Origin of the sequence: Aeromonas sp. XH (assembly GCF_033348475.1) — a bacterium.
GTDB lineage: Bacteria > Pseudomonadota > Gammaproteobacteria > Enterobacterales > Aeromonadaceae > Aeromonas > Aeromonas sanarellii.
This window is the reverse complement of sequence record NZ_CP137630.1, coordinates 1293034-1310384: the sequence shown is the minus strand read 5'-3', so window position 1 is coordinate 1310384 and position 17351 is coordinate 1293034. Positions and strand designations below refer to the sequence as shown.

Here is a 17351-nt window from a genome sequence, read left to right as displayed (position 1 = left end):
AGGCGACATGCGAGACCCCATGACCGACAAACGCCGCCAGATCCTGGAGGCCGCCCTCGCCCTGTGCGCCGAAGACGGCCTGCAGGGTGCCGCCACCGCCCGCATCGCCAAGGCGGCCGGGGTCGCCAACGGGACCCTGTTTCACCACTTTCCCAGCAAGGAGGAGCTGATCCAGAGCCTCTATCAGGAGATCAAGGCGCGCCTGGGCGCCGCCATCAGCGAGGCCGACCCCGCGCTCCCCCTCGAGGAGCAGGCACGCCACTACTGGGGCCAGGCGATGACCTGGATGCAGGCCCACCCCAGGGAGCTCAGGTTCGTGCTGGGTTTCTTCCACTCCCCCCTGCTGGCCCGCCCCCTGCGCAGCCAGATCCTGGGGGAGACCCTGCCCTTCCTGCCGCGCCTGCTGGCCCTGGGGCAGGCTTGCGGCGAGCTGACGCCGGCGCCCCCCGTCCTGATGCTGGAGGTGTGCCAGAGCCAGTTTCTGGCCTGCGCCTCCCTGTTCGTGGATCAGCCGGAGCTCGGGAAGGACCCCCACTGGCAGGAGAGCGCCTTCACCCTGTTCTGGTCCGCCATCGCGGGAGGCCGCCATGGGCACTGAGCCCCTGCTCGTCACAGGCAGGCGCCTCTGGATGGGGGGCCTGCTCTGGATCATCGGCCGCACCCTGTGCCGCGCCGCCCGGGTCGACGAGGCGGTGCGCCGCGAGCTCGCGCCCCTGCCGGACGGCCTTGTCATCCGTCTGGAGGTGAACGGCATGAGACGGGGGCTGACCCTGCACAAGTCGGGGGGCCGCTGGCAGAGCGGCGCGGCGCTCGATTCCGGCGGGCTGCACCCGCTGCGAGTGCGCTTCAAGCACCCCGCCGTCGCCTTTCGCGTCCTCAGCTTTCGCCTCGGCATCAATCAGGCCTTCTGCGAGAACCGGCTGCAGGTGGAGGGGGATCCCGGTGCGGCCATGCACCTGGTGCGGGCGCTGGAGCAGCTGCAGAGCCTGATCCTGCCCGCCTTGGTGGTGCGGCCTCTGCTGCGCCACTACCCGCACCCGCCCCGCAAGCTGGCACGGGCCTGCCATATCTACCTGGGTCTCTTGACCGGTTGAACACGAAGAGGAACACCATGAGCCGCTATTACGATTTCTTCTGCCCGGTCAAACTGATGGCGGGGGAGCAGGCGCTGGAACAGCTCCCGGACGAGCTGATGGCGCTGGGGGCGCGCCGCCCGCTGCTGCTCACCGACAAGGGGGTCGGCGGCACGGGCCTGGCCAACCTGCTGGCCGGGGTGCTGGCCGAGGGGGGGCTGCCGGTCGCCGCCATCTGGGACGAGATCCCGGCCGACTCCTCCACCGCCGTGGTGGAGCGGATCGCCGCCCGGTGGCGGGAGCTCGGCTGCGACAGCCTGGTGGCCCTGGGGGGCGGCTCCGTCATCGACACCGCCAAGGCGGTCAATATCCTGGTCACCCTGGGCGGGGAGCGGCTGCTGGATCACGCCGGGGCGGGCTGCCTGACCCGGCCCCTCAATCCCCTGGCGGTGGTGCCCACCACGGCGGGTACCGGCTCGGAGGTGACTCTGGTGGCGGTGATCAGGGACGAAGGGAGCGGGCGCAAGGTGCCCTTCACCTCCCCCTTCCTGCTGCCCCGGCTGGCGGTGCTCGACCCCCGCCTCACCCTGGGGCTGCCGCTGCCCATCACGGCCGCCACCGCCATGGACGCCATGACCCACGCCATCGAGGCCTTCATCGGCACGGCCAAGAACCCGGTCAGCGACGCCCTGGCCCTGATGGCGGTGGAGAAGATAGCCGACGCCCTGCCCAGGGTATTGCAGCAGCCGCAGGGCAAGCGCCTGCGGCTGCAACTGGCGGAGGGCTCCACCCTGGCGGGCATGGCCTTCTCCAACTCCATGGTGGGACTGGTGCACGCCCTCGGCCACAGCCTGGGGGCGCGCTGCCACCTGCCCCACGGCCTGTGCATGAACCTGTTTTTGCCCACGGTGCTCGACTACAACAGGCCCGAGATCGATGAGGAGCTCGCCCGGTTGCTGCTGCCGCTCGCGGGACCGGAGCGCTTCGCAGCGACCCCACAGGCGCTGCGACCCCAGGCCAGCCTGGATGCCCTGAACCGCCTGCGGGACCACCTCTGGCAGACGGTGGGGTTACCGCGCACCCTGGCGGAGGCCGGGGTGACCGACCGCTCACTGCTCACCGAGATACGGGATCTCGCCATCGACGACGGCGCCCTGCTCTACAACCGCAAGGACGCGGACAGGGACCAGTTGCTGGCCCTGCTGGAGCGGGTGTGGGCCTAGCGGGGATCAGGGCGCCGGAGTGAAGACCCCGGTGGAGAGGTAACGATCCCCCCGATCGCAGATGATGGCCACCACCACCCCCTGTTTGAGCTCGGCCGCCACCCGCAGGGCACCGGCCACGGCGCCCCCCGAGCTGACACCACAGCAGATCCCCTCCTCCCGGGCCAGGCGGCGCATCGTGGCGAGGGACTCGTCGAGCGTCACGTCCAGCACCCGATCGACCCGCGCGGGCTCGAAGATGGCGGGCAGATAGGCCTCGGGCCAGCGGCGGATGCCGGGGATCTGGCTCCCCTCGGCCGGTTGCAGGCCGATCACCTGCACCGCCGGGTTCTGCTCCTTGAGGTAGCGTGAGACCCCCATGATGGTGCCCGTGGTGCCCATGGCCGAGACGAAGTGAGTGATTGCCCCCTCGCTCTGGCGCCAGATCTCGGGGCCGGTGGAGAGGTAGTGGGCATCCGGGTTGGCGGGGTTGTTGAACTGATCCAGCACCAGCCCTTCCCCCCGCGCCTGCATGGCAAGGGCGAGATCCCGCGCGGCCTCCATGCCATCGTCCACCAGCACCAGCTCGGCACCATAGGCCTGCATGGCGTCGCGCCGCTCCTGGCTCATGGTGCACGGCATGATGAGCCGCATCCGGTAGCCCCTGGCCGCCGCCACCATGGCGAGCGCGATGCCGGTGTTGCCCGAGGTGGCCTCGATGAGGCGGGCCCCGGGCGCTAAGTGACCGCTCGCCTCCGCGCACTTGATGAGGTTCAGGGCCGGCCTGTCCTTGACCGAGCCGGCGGGGTTGTTGCCCTCCAGTTTCACCAGCAGGGTCACGTCGGGATAGGGGTTGATGCGGCGCAGCGCCAGCAGCGGGGTGTTGCCGATCAGATCTTCCAGGGTGGCGAAGGCCATGGGGATCCATCCTCTGTCAATGTTCTATACCTTGCCTTGCGACCATTCGCAGGCTGGCCAGTGTAAGCGAGCCCGCCACGGCGGCAAAGAATGACGTTGGCAAAGCGTGCCCGACATGTTCTGATCCCCCCATTCACCCAGAGAGGAGCCAAGATGAGCGACATTCTTCACCAGGCCGATCAACAGCAGTTTGTCTGCACCGTGGACGGCAAGCTCGCCCGCCTCGCCTATCGCAGGCTGGACGCGGTCACCGTCGAAGCCTACAGCACCCAGGTGCCCGCCGAGCTGCGCGGACAGGGCATCGCCGACCGGCTGGCCCGCAACTTCTACGACTGGACCCAGGCAGAGGGGCTGACCATAGTGCCGAGCTGCAGCTACATCGACGTCTGGTTGCGCCGCAATGCCGGCTGAGACAGGGGCGGCCCGAGAGGCGCACCTCCAGGCACAAACCGAAGCCCTGCTGCGGGCGGATGACCGGCGCATGGATTGCCTCCGGGCTGCGCGGGAGCTGGCCCTGCCCGACTGGGCGCTAGGGGCGGGGTTTGTGCGCAACCTCATCTGGGATCACCTGCATCGCAAACCGGCACCGACCCCCCTCAACGACATCGATCTTATCTATCTGGACAAGGGGGATCCGGAGGGGCGGGCCGAGGCCGATCACGAAGCCTGGCTCAGCGCCCGCCTGCCTGAGCAGCGCTGGGAGGTGCGCAACCAGGCTCGCATGCACCTGCGCCAGCGGGTTCCTCCCTTTGCCAGCTCGCTCTCGGCCCTCGGCCACTGGGTGGAGGTGCCCACCTGCATCGGGGTCAGATTGCTGGCAGACGACGGGTTCGAGTGGCTGGCCCCCTACGGCTTTGCCCCCAACTGGTCCCTGCAGGTGGACCCCAACCCCCGCTGTCGCCAGGAGAGCCGGGTCTTTACCGAACGGGTCAGGGCCAAGGGGTGGCAGCAGATCTGGCCTGACCTGGTCGTGAACTGGCCATGACCGGATTGCAATATTTTGACAACCTTGGGCACACTAAGGAAAAGCTGTTTGTAACTCAATGGGTTAAATAATGCGCGACTTCTTCTCTCTCGAACGCTGGCTGCCGGGGCTCGCCGCCCTGCTGCAATACCAGCGGGCATGGCTGATGCCGGATCTTCGCGCTGGCCTGTCGGTAGCGGCCGTGGCACTGCCCGTGGCCATCGCCTATGCGGAGCTCGCCGGGGTGGGCGCCATCGTCGGCCTCTACTCCTGCATCCTGCCCATGGTGGTCTACGCCCTCTTTGGCACCTCCCGCCAGCTGATCGTCGGCCCGGACGCCGCCACCTGCGCCGTCATCGCCGCCGTGGTGACGCCGCTCGCCGCCGGCGATCCCACCCGCCAGTGGCAGCTGGTGATGACCATGACCGCCATGACCGGCTTCTGGTGCCTCATCGCCAGCCGCTTCAAGCTGGGGGTGCTGGCGGACTTCCTCTCCCGCCCCATCCTGATGGGGCTGCTCAACGGGGTGGCCATCACCATCATGGTGGGCCAGCTCTCCAAGATCTTCGGCTTCACCTTCGACGAGCGCTACCTCATCGAGCGGATCCTCAACGGCACCGACTACCTCACCCAGACCCACCTGCCGACCCTGGCCATGAGTCTGGTCGCCCTGCTCACCCTGCTGCTGGCCAAACGCTACAAGCCGGCCTGGCCCTCCTCCATGGTGGCCATGGTGGTGACGGCGGCCCTGGTGTGGGCCCTCAATCTCGGCCAGTTCGACATCGCCACCCTGGGGACCATAGGCTCGGGCCTGCCCGCCTTCCAGATGCCGGAGTTTCCCCCCGGCCTGATGCGCGAGCTGGTGTTGCCCGCCCTCAACCTCGCCATGGTGAGCTTCGTCTCCATGATGCTGACCGCCCGCAGCTTCGCCGCCAAGAACGGCTACGAGATCGATGCGGACAAGGAGTTCCGGGCGCTGGGGATGGCGAACCTGGCGGCCGCCGCCTCCCAGGGCTTTGCCATCAGCGGGGCGGATTCACGCACCGCGGTCAACGATGCCAACGGCGGCAAGAGCCAGCTGGTCTCCATCATCGCCGCCGCCGTCATCGCCCTGGTCACCTTCTACCTGACGGCGCCGCTGCAATACATCCCCACCGCCGCCCTCGGGGTGGTGCTGGTGATGGCCTCCCTGTCGCTGACCGATTTTCGCGGTCTCTGGGCCCTGCGCGACTCCGACCGCGCCGCCTTCTGGCTGGCCCTGGTCACCTTCGTCAGCGTGCTGGCCATGGGGGTCATTCCGGGGATCACCCTCGCGGTGCTGCTGGGCTTGTTCCAGTTCCTGCGCAACGTGATGCGCCCCACCGACCAGCTGCTCGGCATGGACGACGAGGGGGTGGTGCGCACCCTGGGGGACAACGAACAGGCCAAGGCCATTCCCGGCATCCTGGTCTACCGCTTCAACTCGCCGCTGACCTACTTCAACGCCCCCTACTTCAAGCGCCGGGTGCTGGCGCTGCTGGTACAGGATCCCCGCAGCCCCCAATGCCTGGTGGTGGATGCGGTGGCCTGCTTCACCCACCAGGACATCAGCGTGATGACCATGGTGGGGGAGCTGCACAAGGAGCTCAGGCGACGGGGCATCCACATGGTGATGGCCGGCCGCCACAGCCAGATGACCCACTGGCTGCAGCAGGCGGGGATCCGGGTCGGCGACGAGGGCATAGTCCTGTGCCCCGACATGTACCAGGCCCTGCGCCTGACCCGCTGCTACCGGGAGCCTGTGTTCAGGGATGACGAGGTGGTGGAGAGCACCACGGACGCCCTGCTCACCCGCTGGCCGCGGGACGACGAGCTGCCCGATTCGGCGCGCCTCACCCATCCCTGCGAGCAGGAGGCGGGCGCCACCCCGGTCTGACACGGCGGGCCGGCGCCCTCCCGAGCGCTGGCCCGCACTCGCTTCCCCGAGAGCAGGATTGCACCCCGCCCCCGCTTGGTGTTAAATGCCCGTCCAGCTGGCCCTGACGAGGGCCATCACCAGCATCCGGATATCCCATGCAGACTCAATCCCACGCCGGGCCGGGCACCCTCTTCGCCCTGACCTGGCCACTGTTCATCGATCTCGCCCTACACTTCCTGACCGGGGCCCTGAACACCTTCATGGTGGGCCACGTCTCCTACCAGGGAGTGGCGGCGCTCGCGGTGGGCAACCAGGTGTTCGATCTCGCCATCACCCTGTTCAGCTTTGTCAGCATCGGCACCAGCGTGGTGATCACCCAGTACCTGGGGGCCGGCGACAAGGAGAAGGCCCGCGTCGTCATTCACACCGCCATCGGCTTCAACCTGCTGGTGGGGCTGGTGGCCGCCATCGGCGTCATCGCCGGGGCCGGCACCATGCTGGCGCTGATGAATCTGCCCGCCCACCTGATGAGCGACGGCAGTCTCTACCTGCAGATCATCGGCCTGTGCCTGCTGCCGGAGGCGGCGGCCCTCTGCCTGGCCGCTACCCTGCGCGCCCACGGGCACACCCGCCAGGCCATGTACGTGACCCTCATCGTCAACCTCATCACCTTCGTCGGCAACCTGCTGCTGCTCTACGGCTGGTTCGGCCTGCCCCAGCTCGGGGTCGCCGGGGTCGCCATCAGCACGGTGGCGGGGCGCATCGTCGGGGTGGTGCTGCTGGTATGGCTGGTGGCCCGCAAGACCGGCATCCGGCTACGTCTGCCCGAGATCGTCCGCCCAAGCCGCGCCATGCTGGACAAGGTGCTGCACATCGGGCTGCCGGCGGCGGGGGAGAACCTCTCCTGGATGCTGCAGTTCATGGTGGTGACCGCCTTCGTCGGCCTGCTCGGCGACAAGGCGCTGGCGACCCAGTCCTACTTCTTCCAGATCTGCCTGTTCATCCTGCTGTTCGGCCTCTCCATCGGCCTTGGCAACGAGATCATCATCGGCCACCTGGCGGGGGCCCGACGCTTCGATCAGGCCTATCGCCAACTGATGAAGAGCCTGAAACTCGGCCTCATCGTCACCGCCGCCATCGCCATCGCCGCCGCTCTCAACGGCCGCGCCATCATCAGCCTGTTCACCGACGACGCCGACATCATCACCCAGGTGGCCCAGCTGTTCCTCATCAGCCTCATCCTCGAGCCCGGCCGCACCTTCAACCTAGTGGTGATCAACGCCCTGCGCGCCACCGGGGATGCCCGTTTCCCGCTCTACATGGGGCTCATCTCCATGTGGGGCATTGCCGTTCCCCTGGCCTATTTCCTTGGTATCATGCAGGGCTATGGCCTGGTAGGCATCTGGCTGGCCCTCGCCTGCGACGAGTGGGTGCGCGGTCTGGCCATGTTCTGGCGCTGGCGCAGTCGTCGCTGGCAAAACAAAATTCTTGTCGAAACATAAGCGGAATCACCATGAAGAAAATCGGACTCTTGTTGACGGCCATCCTGCTCAGCCCGCTCGCCATGGCGCAAACCGCCCCGGCGGCCCCCAAGGCGCAGGCGCCCCAGACCTGGTATGTGGCCCCCATCGTCATCGACGAGACCAGCGATGCCCAGAAGGCCCTGACCAAGGAGTTCATGGCCCAGATGATCAAGACCATCAAGATCAACGAGTACCAGACCGGCAAGGCGGTGGGCAAGACCAAATCGCCCAAGTGGCTGATCCGCACCAAGCTGATGCCCGCAAGCAGCGAGCCCCTGGTCGGCAAGAAGCACCCCCAGGGCCTGACCTATGGCAAGGGCATCCCCACCCAGGAGATCGTCGGCGAGCTCATCATGAACGGCACCCTGGTGGCCCATGTGGGCCAGGGCTGGCGCGAGCCCATAGTCCCGGGCACCCCGGTGGCCGAGAAGATCACCATCGCCAACTACCAGTACGCCATCGGCAACGAGGCCAAGGCACCGGATCTGGAAGAGCTGGCGGCACAGATCGGCTTCGAGGTGGGCAAGGTGATCGCCCGAGACGGTCAGCCGCTGCCGGAGAAGAAAAAGAAAAAAGAGTAAACACCACACCTGTTAGCAAGAAGGGGCCTCGCGCCCCTTCTTGCTGTCCGTCTCCCCGGCACGGCCTAGTGCCATACTGTGAAGCCGATCCCAGTTTTCGCCTCTCCTCTCCGCACTCTGGCAGTCAATCCACTTGCGATTCAATCAGTTAAAAATCGGTCACGGCCTGCAGCTAAGGGATGGCCCCGAATTGGATCGGGATCACGTTTATCTCCCGATGGAAGGGGTAGTTTGAAGGTCAAGGCACATCAAACGACAACAAGGAGGCTTCATTACATGTTTCCGGAGTACAGAGATCTCATCTCGAAACTGAAGAGCAGTGATGTCCAATTCCAAGAGAAGTTTGACTTGCACACCGACCTGGATGCGGAGATCCGGAAGCTGGAGAAACACCATGCCAGCGACTACAGCGCCGAGGTGAAGGATCTGAAAAAACAGAAACTCAAACTGAAAGAGGAGATATACGACATCCTCAGACAACATCCACACTAGACGCCTCGACGAATACCCGGATAAGCAACTTATCCCCCAGCCCGGCTTAAAGCCGGGCTTTTTATTGCTCCGCCGCCAGCGGCAGCCCAAGCCAGCCCCCCAGAATGCCGATCGTCCCGGCTATATCTTGCTTTGTCATCATCCCCTCTCCTGCTTGACGCTATTTGCCCCACAGCTACCGGCTTGGAATGAAAAGAAAGCCTTGGCCTGCAAAGAGAATTGGTGTGTATGGAGACGGTATTCACCTGACAGTTGCCCACAAAAGGGAGTGGTCATACGGCTTCAAACCGGATAACAAAACGGTACCCCTACCGTGTTATCTGGAGTCACCGTATGACCACCAACGAGAAAGTAGCACGTCGCAAACTCAGCCTGCTAGAGCTCGCCAAAGAGCTCAATAATGTCAGCAAAACCTGCAAGCTCATCGGCTACAGCCGTCAGCAGTTCTACGAAATTCGCCGTAATTACCAGACCTATGGCGCCGAGGGCTTGCTCGACAAATTGCCCGGCTGTAAAGGGGCTCATCCCAATCGGGTCGCTCCCGAGATTGAACACGCCATCCTCGATTACTCCCTCACCAGACCAACTCATGGCCCGCTGCGGGTCGCGCAAGAACTGGCTCTGCAAGGCATCAATGTCAGTGCGGGCGGTGTGCGTGGCGTGTGGCAACGGCACGACTTGCTCTCCAAACACGACCGCTTGCTGCGCCTTGAGAAAACTCACCGGGAGCAGACCATTGAGCTCAATGACGAGCAGATTCGCCTGCTCGAACGCTTCAGCCCCGAGTTTCGCGAACGCCAGATTGAGGTTCACTACACCGGAGAACTGGTGGCGGTCGACACCTTCTTCGTCGGCGCGCTCAAGGGGGTTGGCAAGGTGTATCTGCAAACCGTGCTGGACTGCTATAGCCGCCACGCCTGGGGACGGCTCTACACCAGCAAGCTGCCGGTGACCTCGGTTCATGTGCTCAATGAAACGGTACTGCCGTTTTTCGAGGCCCACGAGGCACGGGTCTATACCATCCTGTCGGATAACGGGCGCGAGTTCTGTGGACGAGCTGACCACCATCCCTACGAGCTGTTCCTGCAACTGGAGGGGATTGAGCACCGGACAACCAAGGTACGCAGGCCGCAGAGCAACGGCTTTATCGAACGGCTGCATCGCACACTGCTGGATGAACACTTCCGTATCAAGGGGAGGACGACCTGGTATGAGTCGGTAGAGCAGATGCAGACAGACCTGGATAGCTACCTGGAACACTACAACACCCAGCGGCCACATCAGGGCAGGATGATGGAGGGACAGACGCCTTACAGCATGTTCAAGAAGGGTCTGAAATTGATACCGAAGGAAGTGCGCACTAAAGTAGCGTAAACAAGACACCGGTTTGAGGCCGGTGTCAGGTGATAACTAGATCTGTACAATTGGTGGCATCTTAGTCAGCTTTTTAGGGGCTAAGGGAAAACATAACGTCTGCTTAAGGCTGTTGACAGCACATATTCGAAAACCTCAGCTACAACAACAGTGACCACAACGGTTTTTTAAGTATTAATTATGATCAAAGTGGATAAATACGACAGTATTCTCGAGCTCCAGTACCATCGTACACATAAATTTCGTTAAAAACTTTGCAAGGCTTTGATTGGATTAATTTCTCTATAGTTTTGTTTTCTTCTTGCACTATTCCTCGAGCCGTATTAAACGGAGTAAACACTCCAACCAACAGGATTCCACCACCTAGCTCGTCTTTTATTTTTATCATTGACTTTTTTTCGTATTTTTTAGATATGACACTAACTAACTGACTTCGAAAAATTGCATCTGGCTCGATGATCATACGTCTATCATCAGGTTGATCTTCAACATCTTCTGAAGAACACGATGTTAAGCTAATTGCATGCCTTCTATCTAAAAAAGCATCAGTCACCTCTATCCATGTCTTTTTACCATTAATTTTCACTATCGCCTCTGGTGGATCAGGCTTGTCAACAATCTCAATATGACCACCATTCGACTCGATATAACCTATAAAGCCAAGCAGCACCGCATCTTCGTGTGCAAATTTCAATTCTTTCCTTTTTACCATCAATTCGCCCTCCATTTAGGCTCCTAAAATTGAGCTTATAGACAACAAGTTGATCTTCCTGATGAAGTACATAACAAAAGCTAGTTTTTACATTAACTGAATTCCATTAACTGTGAAATCATTATCGAACCACCTGACAGATTATTAATTGAGAAGATATTTTCGATTATCTTGACCGAAAGAGATTCAGGAAGAAATGCTTTTTGTTTCACCGTTTTCTGGTCGCCAGGTGCCAACGCAAAACTATCTATTTTTTCATCCCAAAAGCTCAGAGGACCTTTTTCACCGGCAGAGCTTTTAAGGTAGCCCTCAATCATAAGTGGCTCTTTAGTATTATTGGAGAGTTTTGTGGTTATTGTTAAGACGTCTCCTCGCCTAACAACCTCAATAATTTCCATAGAAATTTTTGAATTTCTAATAGCCCCTTCGAACTTCTTGTCAGCATGAATCTCTCGTAAAGAAGTCTTGAAACCTGCAAGCTGCTTGCTATGGCCTATTATTTCTAACTTTTCATTTAGATAGGCATATGCAGATATTTTCATTTCTGCACCGACAAAAGTACCAAAAAAGAACGGCACCCCAAGAAATAGAACAAGAGCTGGAATTACAATAACATGCTGCCATATAGCAGAAGCTTTTTCCTTGCTCTCAACGACTTTACCCTTCGTTGATTTTGATTCGATACTTTCAATATCTACCGGGTCAAAAGCTTTTCCTTCTATCAGTAATACGATTGTGATGGATTCAAGCCGTGATAATTTTGGAATGGAGAGGGTTTTTCCATTCACAGCCAATGTGCTTTTTGATGTGCCAATCAACTCAAATTTACACGCTTGTCGAAATGTAACGGCAACGTCTTCTTCTGCTGTTAAACCTGCATTAAAGATATTGATGGAAATTATCTGACCATCACTAATTGGAGTGTTTAGGTACAGTTTTGGCGCAATGACGTACAGCCATCGACTTTTTACCACCGCCAAAACTACAGCAACACATAACGTACCGAGAACACTAGTAATCACTGTTGTCAACACATTAACCCCCTGTATTAAATCCATAGATTTTTATGCGAAAAGCATCCATATAAAAATATGCTACCGCTCACTTTATCTTGCCCAGCCCCGCCTAATATATCAACAGCATTGTAATGACTTTCAATATGCTACTAACGACGTATTTCAAGATAGTAGCCATGATTTCTGGATAATTTTTCTCTATTAACGCTTTTTGTCTCTAGATAAAAGGAGGCGGGCCAATGGCCCGCTTCGCTATACAGAATCAACCCCATCCTCACACCGGCGGATGGAACTGGCTGGCCTCGCGGGTGGCCATCTCCTCGTAGGTGGCCCACTTCTGCCACGCCACTCTTTGTGCCACCTGCATCAGCCGCTCGGCCTCCTCCGGGTGGCTCTGGGCCAGCACCCGGTAGCGGGTCTCCTCCTGCCGGTATTCGGCCAGCGGAATGGAGGGGCGCAGGCTGTCGAGGCTGAAGGGGTTCTGCCCGGTGCTGCGCAATACCGGGTTGTAGCGCATCAGCGGCCAGTGCCCCGAGGCCACGGCGCGTTTTTGCTGGGTAAGTCCCTGCTCCATGTCGATGCCGTGGGCGATGCAATGGCTGTAGGCGATGATCAGCGACGGGCCCGGATAGGCCTCGGCCTCACGCAAGGCCTGCAACGCCTGCTGCGGGTTGGCCCCAAAGGCGATGCGGGCAACATAGACGTTGCCGTAGGAGATGGCCTGCAAGGCCACATCCTTCTTGGCCAGCGTCTTGCCCCCCGCCGCGAACTTGGCGACGGCGCCGAGCGGGGTCGATTTCGACATCTGGCCGCCGGTGTTGGAGTAGACCTCGGTATCCATCACCAGCACGTTCACATCGCGGCCGGAGGCGAGCACATGATCGAGCCCCGCCGAGCCGATGTCATAGGCCCAGCCATCGCCGCCGACGATCCAGACCGAGCGGCGCACCAGCTGATCGATAAGCGACAGCAGCTCGCGGGCCTTGCCGGATTTCACCTCTTCCAGCCGCTCCCGCACTTGGGCCACCCGGGTGCGCTGGGCGCGGATCTCCGACTCCAGCCGCTGCGGGGCGCTGACAAGCGTCTCGACCAGCTCTGCACCCAGCTCCCCCTTCATCGCCTGCAAGGCCGCCACCGCCTGACCGCGATGCTGATCGGCGGTGAGGCGGAAGCCAAAGCCAAACTCGGCGTTGTCCTCGAACAGTGAGTTGGACCAGGCCGGCCCCTTCCCTTCGCCGTTCTTGGCCCAGGGGGTGGTCGGCAGGTTGCCGCCGTAGATGGAGGAGCAACCGGTGGCGTTGGCCACCAGCATGCGGTCGCCAAACAGCTGGGTCAGCAGCTTGAGGTAGGGGGTCTCGCCACAGCCGGCGCAGGCACCGGAGAACTCGAACAGAGGTTCGAGGAACTGGGCCCCCCGCACCGTGGAGAAGTCCACCCGCTCGCGGGCAGGCCAGGGCAGGCTCTCGAACCAGCGCAGCGCCTGCTTCTGGCCGGCCAGATGCGGCGCCTTGTCCATCATGGCGATGGCGCGCTCGCCTTCATGGCTTTCATCCGCTCCGGCCCGCACCGGACAGGCCTGCACGCACTGGCCGCAGCCGGTGCAATCCTCCGGATAGAGCTGCAATGTGTAGCGGCTGTCGGGGAACCCCCTGGCGGTAACGGGCACTGACTGGGCCGCCTCGGGGGCAGTTGCCAGCCAGTCCTGATGGTAGAACTTGGCCCGCAGCGCCGCGTGGGGGCAGACGAAGACGCAGTTGCCGCACTGGATGCAGATATCCGAGTGCCAGACTGGGATCTCCCGGGCGATGTCCCGCTTCTCGAAGCGGCTGGTGGCGGTGGGGTAAGTGCCATCCACCGGCAGCATGGAGACGGGGATCAGATCGCCGCGCCCCGCCAGCATCTCGCCAGTGACCCGCTGGACAAACTCGCTGCCGCCGGGAGCCAATGGCAGCGGATAGTCGCTGATCTGCTCCTCACCGACCGGGATCACCACCTTGCAGAGGTGAGCCAGGGTGTCGTCCACCGCCGCGAAGTTGCGCGCCACCACCTCGGGCCCCTTGCGGGCATAGCTCTTCTCGATGCTCTCCTTGATCAGCGCAATGGCTTCGTCCCGTGGCAGCACTCCGGCCAGCGCGAAGAAGCAGGTCTGCATGATGGTGTTGATGCGATTGCCCATGCCGTTTTGCTCGGCTACCCGATCCCCATCGATGCAGTAGAGCCGGATATCGAGGGCGCGGATGCGGGCACGCAGCCGCTCGGGCAGCTGGCCCCACACCTTGTCAGCCTCATGGGGAGCATTGAGCAGCAGGGTCGCCCCTTCGGCGGCGTGCTCCAGCAGATCCACCGATTCGACAAAGCCCCACTGGTGGCAGCCGATAAAGCTCGCCTGCTCGATAAGCCAGGGGGCGTCGATGGGCTCGGGACCAAAGCGCAGGTGGGAGACGGTGCGCGAGCCCGACTTCTTGGAGTCGTAGACGAAGTAGCCCTGGGCGTGGAAGCCCTCCAGCTCGCCGATGATCTTGATGCTGTTCTTGTTGGCGCCGACCGTGCCGTCGGCGCCGAGGCCGAAGAAGAGCGCCCGCACCCGGCTCGGGGGCTCCAGATCGCCGATGGGGTGCCAGGCCAGACTGAGGCCCGACACGTCGTCCACTATCCCCACGGTAAAGCGCGGACGCGGCGCATCGGAAGCTAGCTCCTCGAACACCGCCGCGCACATGGCCGGGGTGAACTCCTTGGAGGAGAGGCCGTAGCGACCGCCGCTGAGCCAGGGCAGCCGCTTGAGCAGGCCGCGCTGCAAGCCGTCGATCAGCGCACTCTGCACATCCAGCAGCAGGGGCTCACCGCTGGCCCCCGGCTCCTTGGTGCGATCCAGCACGGCGATGCGGCGCACGCGCTTGGGCAGGGCGTCCAGCAGCGCCTGTACCGGGAAGGGGCGATAGAGGCGCACCACCAAGACACCTGTCTTGCGATCCTGCCGGTTGAGCCAATCCACAGTGGTGCGGGCGGTGGCCGCCCCCGAGCCCATCAGCACGATGACGTCGGTGGCATCGGTTGCGCCGTGGTACTCCACCAGCTTGTAGTGGCGGCCGGTCAGCTTGCCGAGGCTCTCCATGCACTGCTGCACCCGTGCCGGCACCGCCTCGTAGAAGGGGTTGACGCTCTCGCGGGACTGGAAATAGGTGTCCGGGTTCTGGGCGGTGCCGCGCATCACCGGATGATCCGGGTTGAGCGCCCGGGCGCGGTGGGCACGCACCCAGTCGTTGTCGATAAGGGCGCGGATCTCGTCCCGATGCAAGGCGGTGATCTTGTTCACCTCGTGGGAGGTACGAAAGCCGTCGAAGAAGTGGATAAAGGGCACCCGGCACTGCAGGGTGACGCTGTGGGCGATCAAGGCCAGGTCCTGCGCCTCCTGCACCGAGCCGGAGGCCAGCATGGCAAAGCCGGTGCTGCGCGCCGCCATCACGTCCTGATGGTCGCCAAAGATCGAGAGCCCCTGGGCCGCCAGCGATCTGGCCGCCACATGGAACACCGCCGAGGTCAATTCGCCTGCGATCTTGTACATGTTGGGCAGCATCAGCATCAGCCCCTGGCTGGCGGTGAAGGTGGTGGCGAGTGCCCCCGCCTGCAGGGCGCCGTGTACCGTGCCGGCCGCCCCCCCTTCGCTCTGCATCTCCACCACTGTGGGGATGTTGCCCCACAGGTTGCGCTGCCCCTCGGCCGCCCAGGCGTCGGCCAGTTCGGCCATGGTCGAGCTCGGGGTGATGGGGTAGATGGCACAGACTTCGCTCAGCTGGTACGCCACCCGGGCCGCGGCTTCGTTGCCGTCGACCATGATCAGTTCGTGTTTCATAGGGACACCTCAGGTTGGCGCAGCAGGATGGCGTGGCAGGGGCACTGGTCGTGGCAGGCGCCGCAGCCGGTGCAGCGCGCCGCATCCACCCGATAACCCAGACCCGGCCCCAGCTTGACGATGGCCTGCTCGGGGCAGCTGCCGTAACAGCCGTCACACTCGAAGCAGTTGCCGCAGGAGTAGCAGCGCGCCGCCTCGTAGCGGGCCGCCGTCTCGTCCAGTCCGCCGATGATCTCGCCAAAGTCGTCCCGCGCCGAGGGCGGTTTGACCGGCTGGCTGCTGGCAGGTGCCTGGGTCTGGAACCAGAGCTGCAACTGCTCTGGCCCCACCAGGGGGTGGGCGTCCGGCTTGCGATACTGCCCCCCCCTCAGCCAGGCATCCATATGGCGCGCCGCCTTCTTGCCGTGGCCGGTGGCGATGGTGACGGTGCGCTCACTCGGCACCATGTCGCCGCCGGCAAAGAGGCCCGGCACGTCCGTCATCAGGTTCTCGCCAACCTGCACCACCCCCTCCTGGTTGACCCGCACGCCGGGGATTCTCTCCAGCACGCTCAAGTCCACCTCCTGACCCAGCGCCAGAATGAGGGAGTCCGCTTCGAGGGTTTCAAACTTGCCGGTGGGCACCGGCTTGCCCTCGGCATCCAGCGCCATCACCTCCACTTCAATACTGGTGCTGTCGAGCTGGCGGATGGTGCGCAACCAGTTGATCTTGATCCCCTCCTCCTCGGCCTCAAGGGCTTCGAAGGCATGGGCCGGCATATGATCCCGGTCGCGGCGGTAGATGATCATCGCCTCCTCGACCCCGAGGCGGCGGGCGGTGCGGGCCGCGTCCATGGCGGTGTTGCCGCCGCCGTAGATGGCCACCCGCCGTCCCAGCTTGGGTGGCGGCAAGCCCTGCTCCTCGGCCAGGCTGGCCTGCTCGAGGAAGCTCACCGCATCGAGGATCTTGCCCGCCTCCCGGGCCGGAATGTCGACCCGCTTGGCCAGATGGGCGCCGATGGCCATGAAGACGGCGTCAAAGCCCCCCTCATCCCGCTCGCGCAGCACATCCTCCACCTTGTGGTTGAGGGTGAGGGTGACGCCAGCGGCGACGATGCGGGCTACCTCCCGATCCAGCACGTCGCGGGGCAGGCGGTAGGCGGGAATGCCGAAGCGCAGCATGCCACCGGCGAGCGGGCCCGCCTCGCGGATCTCCACCTGATGGCCGAGCCGGTTGAGGTGCCAGGCGCAGGAGAGGCCGGAGGGGCCGGCACCGATCACCAGCACCTTCTTGCCGCTGGCGGGTGCAGGCGGCGCAGGCTGCCAGCCCCGGGCCAGCGCCTCGTCGCCGAGGAAGCGCTCGATGGCGTGAATGGAGACGGCATCATCCACCTGGGCCCGGTTGCAGGCCGTTTCGCAGGGGTGATAACAGACCCGCCCGTGGACCGCAGGCAGGGGATTTTCTTCGATAAGTCGCTGCCAGGCCGCCTCGAAGCGGCCTGCCTCGGCCAGGGCAAGCCAGGCCTGGATATTCTCGCCAGCCGGGCAGGCGTGGTTGCAAGGTGGCAGGGCCGCCCGCCAGACGGGCAGCCGGGTACGGACCGGGCCCGTCCCCGTCTTCTGGGAGAGATCCGGCTGTGGGGTCATGTCCAGTTGTTTGCTCATAGATTGCTTTCTTCTTTCTGGGTGACAGGCCCCACCCGAATGCACTTGATACCGTGTCGCCTGGGCGGACGGTGGCCGGAGGGGAAGAAGCGAAAGCGTCAGAAAC

At 62.9% G+C, this 17351-nt stretch carries 15 protein-coding genes; 10 read left to right on the top strand and 5 right to left on the bottom strand.

The features are described 5' to 3' along the window. Positions 1 to 7 precede the first annotated feature (7 nt). Genes R2B70_RS06265 through R2B70_RS06255 form a run of 3 tightly spaced genes read left to right on the top strand, consistent with a single transcriptional unit; the run spans position 8 to position 2296 of the window. Positions 8 to 598, top strand: coding sequence for a TetR/AcrR family transcriptional regulator (locus tag R2B70_RS06265; RefSeq protein ID WP_318162903.1), 591 nt, complete (start codon positions 8 to 10; stop codon positions 596 to 598). Beyond that, positions 588 to 1094 carry a hypothetical protein gene (locus R2B70_RS06260; protein WP_318162902.1) on the top strand — a complete coding sequence of 169 codons (507 nt, stop codon included), beginning with the start codon at positions 588 to 590 and terminating at the stop codon, positions 1092 to 1094. The genes R2B70_RS06265 and R2B70_RS06260 overlap by 11 nt, the downstream gene beginning before the upstream one ends. Before the next feature lie 17 nt (positions 1095 to 1111). Then, the gene (locus R2B70_RS06255; protein ID WP_318162901.1) at positions 1112 to 2296 is read left to right on the top strand and encodes an iron-containing alcohol dehydrogenase; all 1185 of its coding nucleotides are present in this window, start codon (positions 1112 to 1114) and stop codon (positions 2294 to 2296) included. 6 nt (positions 2297 to 2302) lie between these two features. On the opposite strand, the gene cysM is transcribed toward R2B70_RS06255, so the two are convergent. Beyond that, entirely contained in the window at positions 2303 to 3193 is an 891-nt protein-coding gene (gene cysM, locus R2B70_RS06250; RefSeq protein WP_318162900.1) for a cysteine synthase CysM, read from the bottom strand. Positions 3194 to 3346: 153 nt separating this feature from the next. Between cysM and R2B70_RS06245 the strand changes: the two genes are divergently transcribed. From R2B70_RS06245 to R2B70_RS06215, 7 genes are all read left to right on the top strand, one after another. Further along, positions 3347 to 3604: a GNAT family N-acetyltransferase gene (locus R2B70_RS06245; protein WP_042077290.1), complete on the top strand. Its 258-nt coding sequence runs from the start codon at positions 3347 to 3349 to the stop codon at positions 3602 to 3604. Continuing rightward, a complete protein-coding gene (locus tag R2B70_RS06240; protein ID WP_042077288.1) occupies positions 3594 to 4178 on the top strand; it encodes a nucleotidyltransferase family protein in 585 nt (194 codons plus the stop codon). The genes R2B70_RS06245 and R2B70_RS06240 overlap by 11 nt, the downstream gene beginning before the upstream one ends. 70 nt (positions 4179 to 4248) lie before the next feature. Next, a complete protein-coding gene (locus R2B70_RS06235; RefSeq protein WP_042077286.1) occupies positions 4249 to 6072 on the top strand; it encodes a SulP family inorganic anion transporter in 1824 nt (607 codons plus the stop codon). A gap of 137 nt (positions 6073 to 6209) precedes the next feature. Then, on the top strand, positions 6210 to 7556 hold the full coding sequence (locus R2B70_RS06230) for an MATE family efflux transporter (protein ID WP_318162899.1): 1347 nt from the start codon (positions 6210 to 6212) through the stop codon (positions 7554 to 7556). Positions 7557 to 7567: 11 nt separating this feature from the next. Further along, the gene (locus R2B70_RS06225; protein ID WP_042077283.1) at positions 7568 to 8158 is read left to right on the top strand and encodes a hypothetical protein; all 591 of its coding nucleotides are present in this window, start codon (positions 7568 to 7570) and stop codon (positions 8156 to 8158) included. Positions 8159 to 8434: 276 nt separating this feature from the next. Further along, the gene (locus tag R2B70_RS06220; protein ID WP_042077281.1) at positions 8435 to 8650 is read left to right on the top strand and encodes a DUF465 domain-containing protein; all 216 of its coding nucleotides are present in this window, start codon (positions 8435 to 8437) and stop codon (positions 8648 to 8650) included. 333 nt (positions 8651 to 8983) lie between these two features. Beyond that, entirely contained in the window at positions 8984 to 10024 is a 1041-nt protein-coding gene (locus R2B70_RS06215; RefSeq protein ID WP_318162898.1) for an IS481-like element ISAs19 family transposase, read from the top strand. Positions 10025 to 10208: 184 nt separating this feature from the next. Here the strand turns inward: R2B70_RS06215 and R2B70_RS06210 are convergent, their stop codons facing one another. The 4 genes from R2B70_RS06210 to R2B70_RS06195 all read right to left on the bottom strand — a co-directional run bounded on the left by R2B70_RS06210 (position 10209) and on the right by R2B70_RS06195 (position 17245). Next, the gene (locus tag R2B70_RS06210; RefSeq protein WP_318162897.1) at positions 10209 to 10751 is read right to left on the bottom strand and encodes a hypothetical protein; all 543 of its coding nucleotides are present in this window, start codon (positions 10749 to 10751) and stop codon (positions 10209 to 10211) included. A gap of 77 nt (positions 10752 to 10828) precedes the next feature. After that, positions 10829 to 11770, bottom strand: coding sequence for a hypothetical protein (locus R2B70_RS06205; RefSeq protein ID WP_318162896.1), 942 nt, complete (start codon positions 11768 to 11770; stop codon positions 10829 to 10831). Positions 11771 to 12026: 256 nt separating this feature from the next. Next, complete coding sequence (gene nifJ, locus R2B70_RS06200) at positions 12027 to 15602, bottom strand: pyruvate:ferredoxin (flavodoxin) oxidoreductase (protein ID WP_318162895.1); 3576 nt, start codon at positions 15600 to 15602, stop codon at positions 12027 to 12029. Next, on the bottom strand, positions 15599 to 17245 hold the full coding sequence (locus R2B70_RS06195; protein WP_318162894.1) for an NAD(P)-binding protein: 1647 nt from the start codon (positions 17243 to 17245) through the stop codon (positions 15599 to 15601). The genes nifJ and R2B70_RS06195 overlap by 4 nt, the downstream gene beginning before the upstream one ends. Between the last annotated feature and the right edge of the window lie 106 nt (positions 17246 to 17351).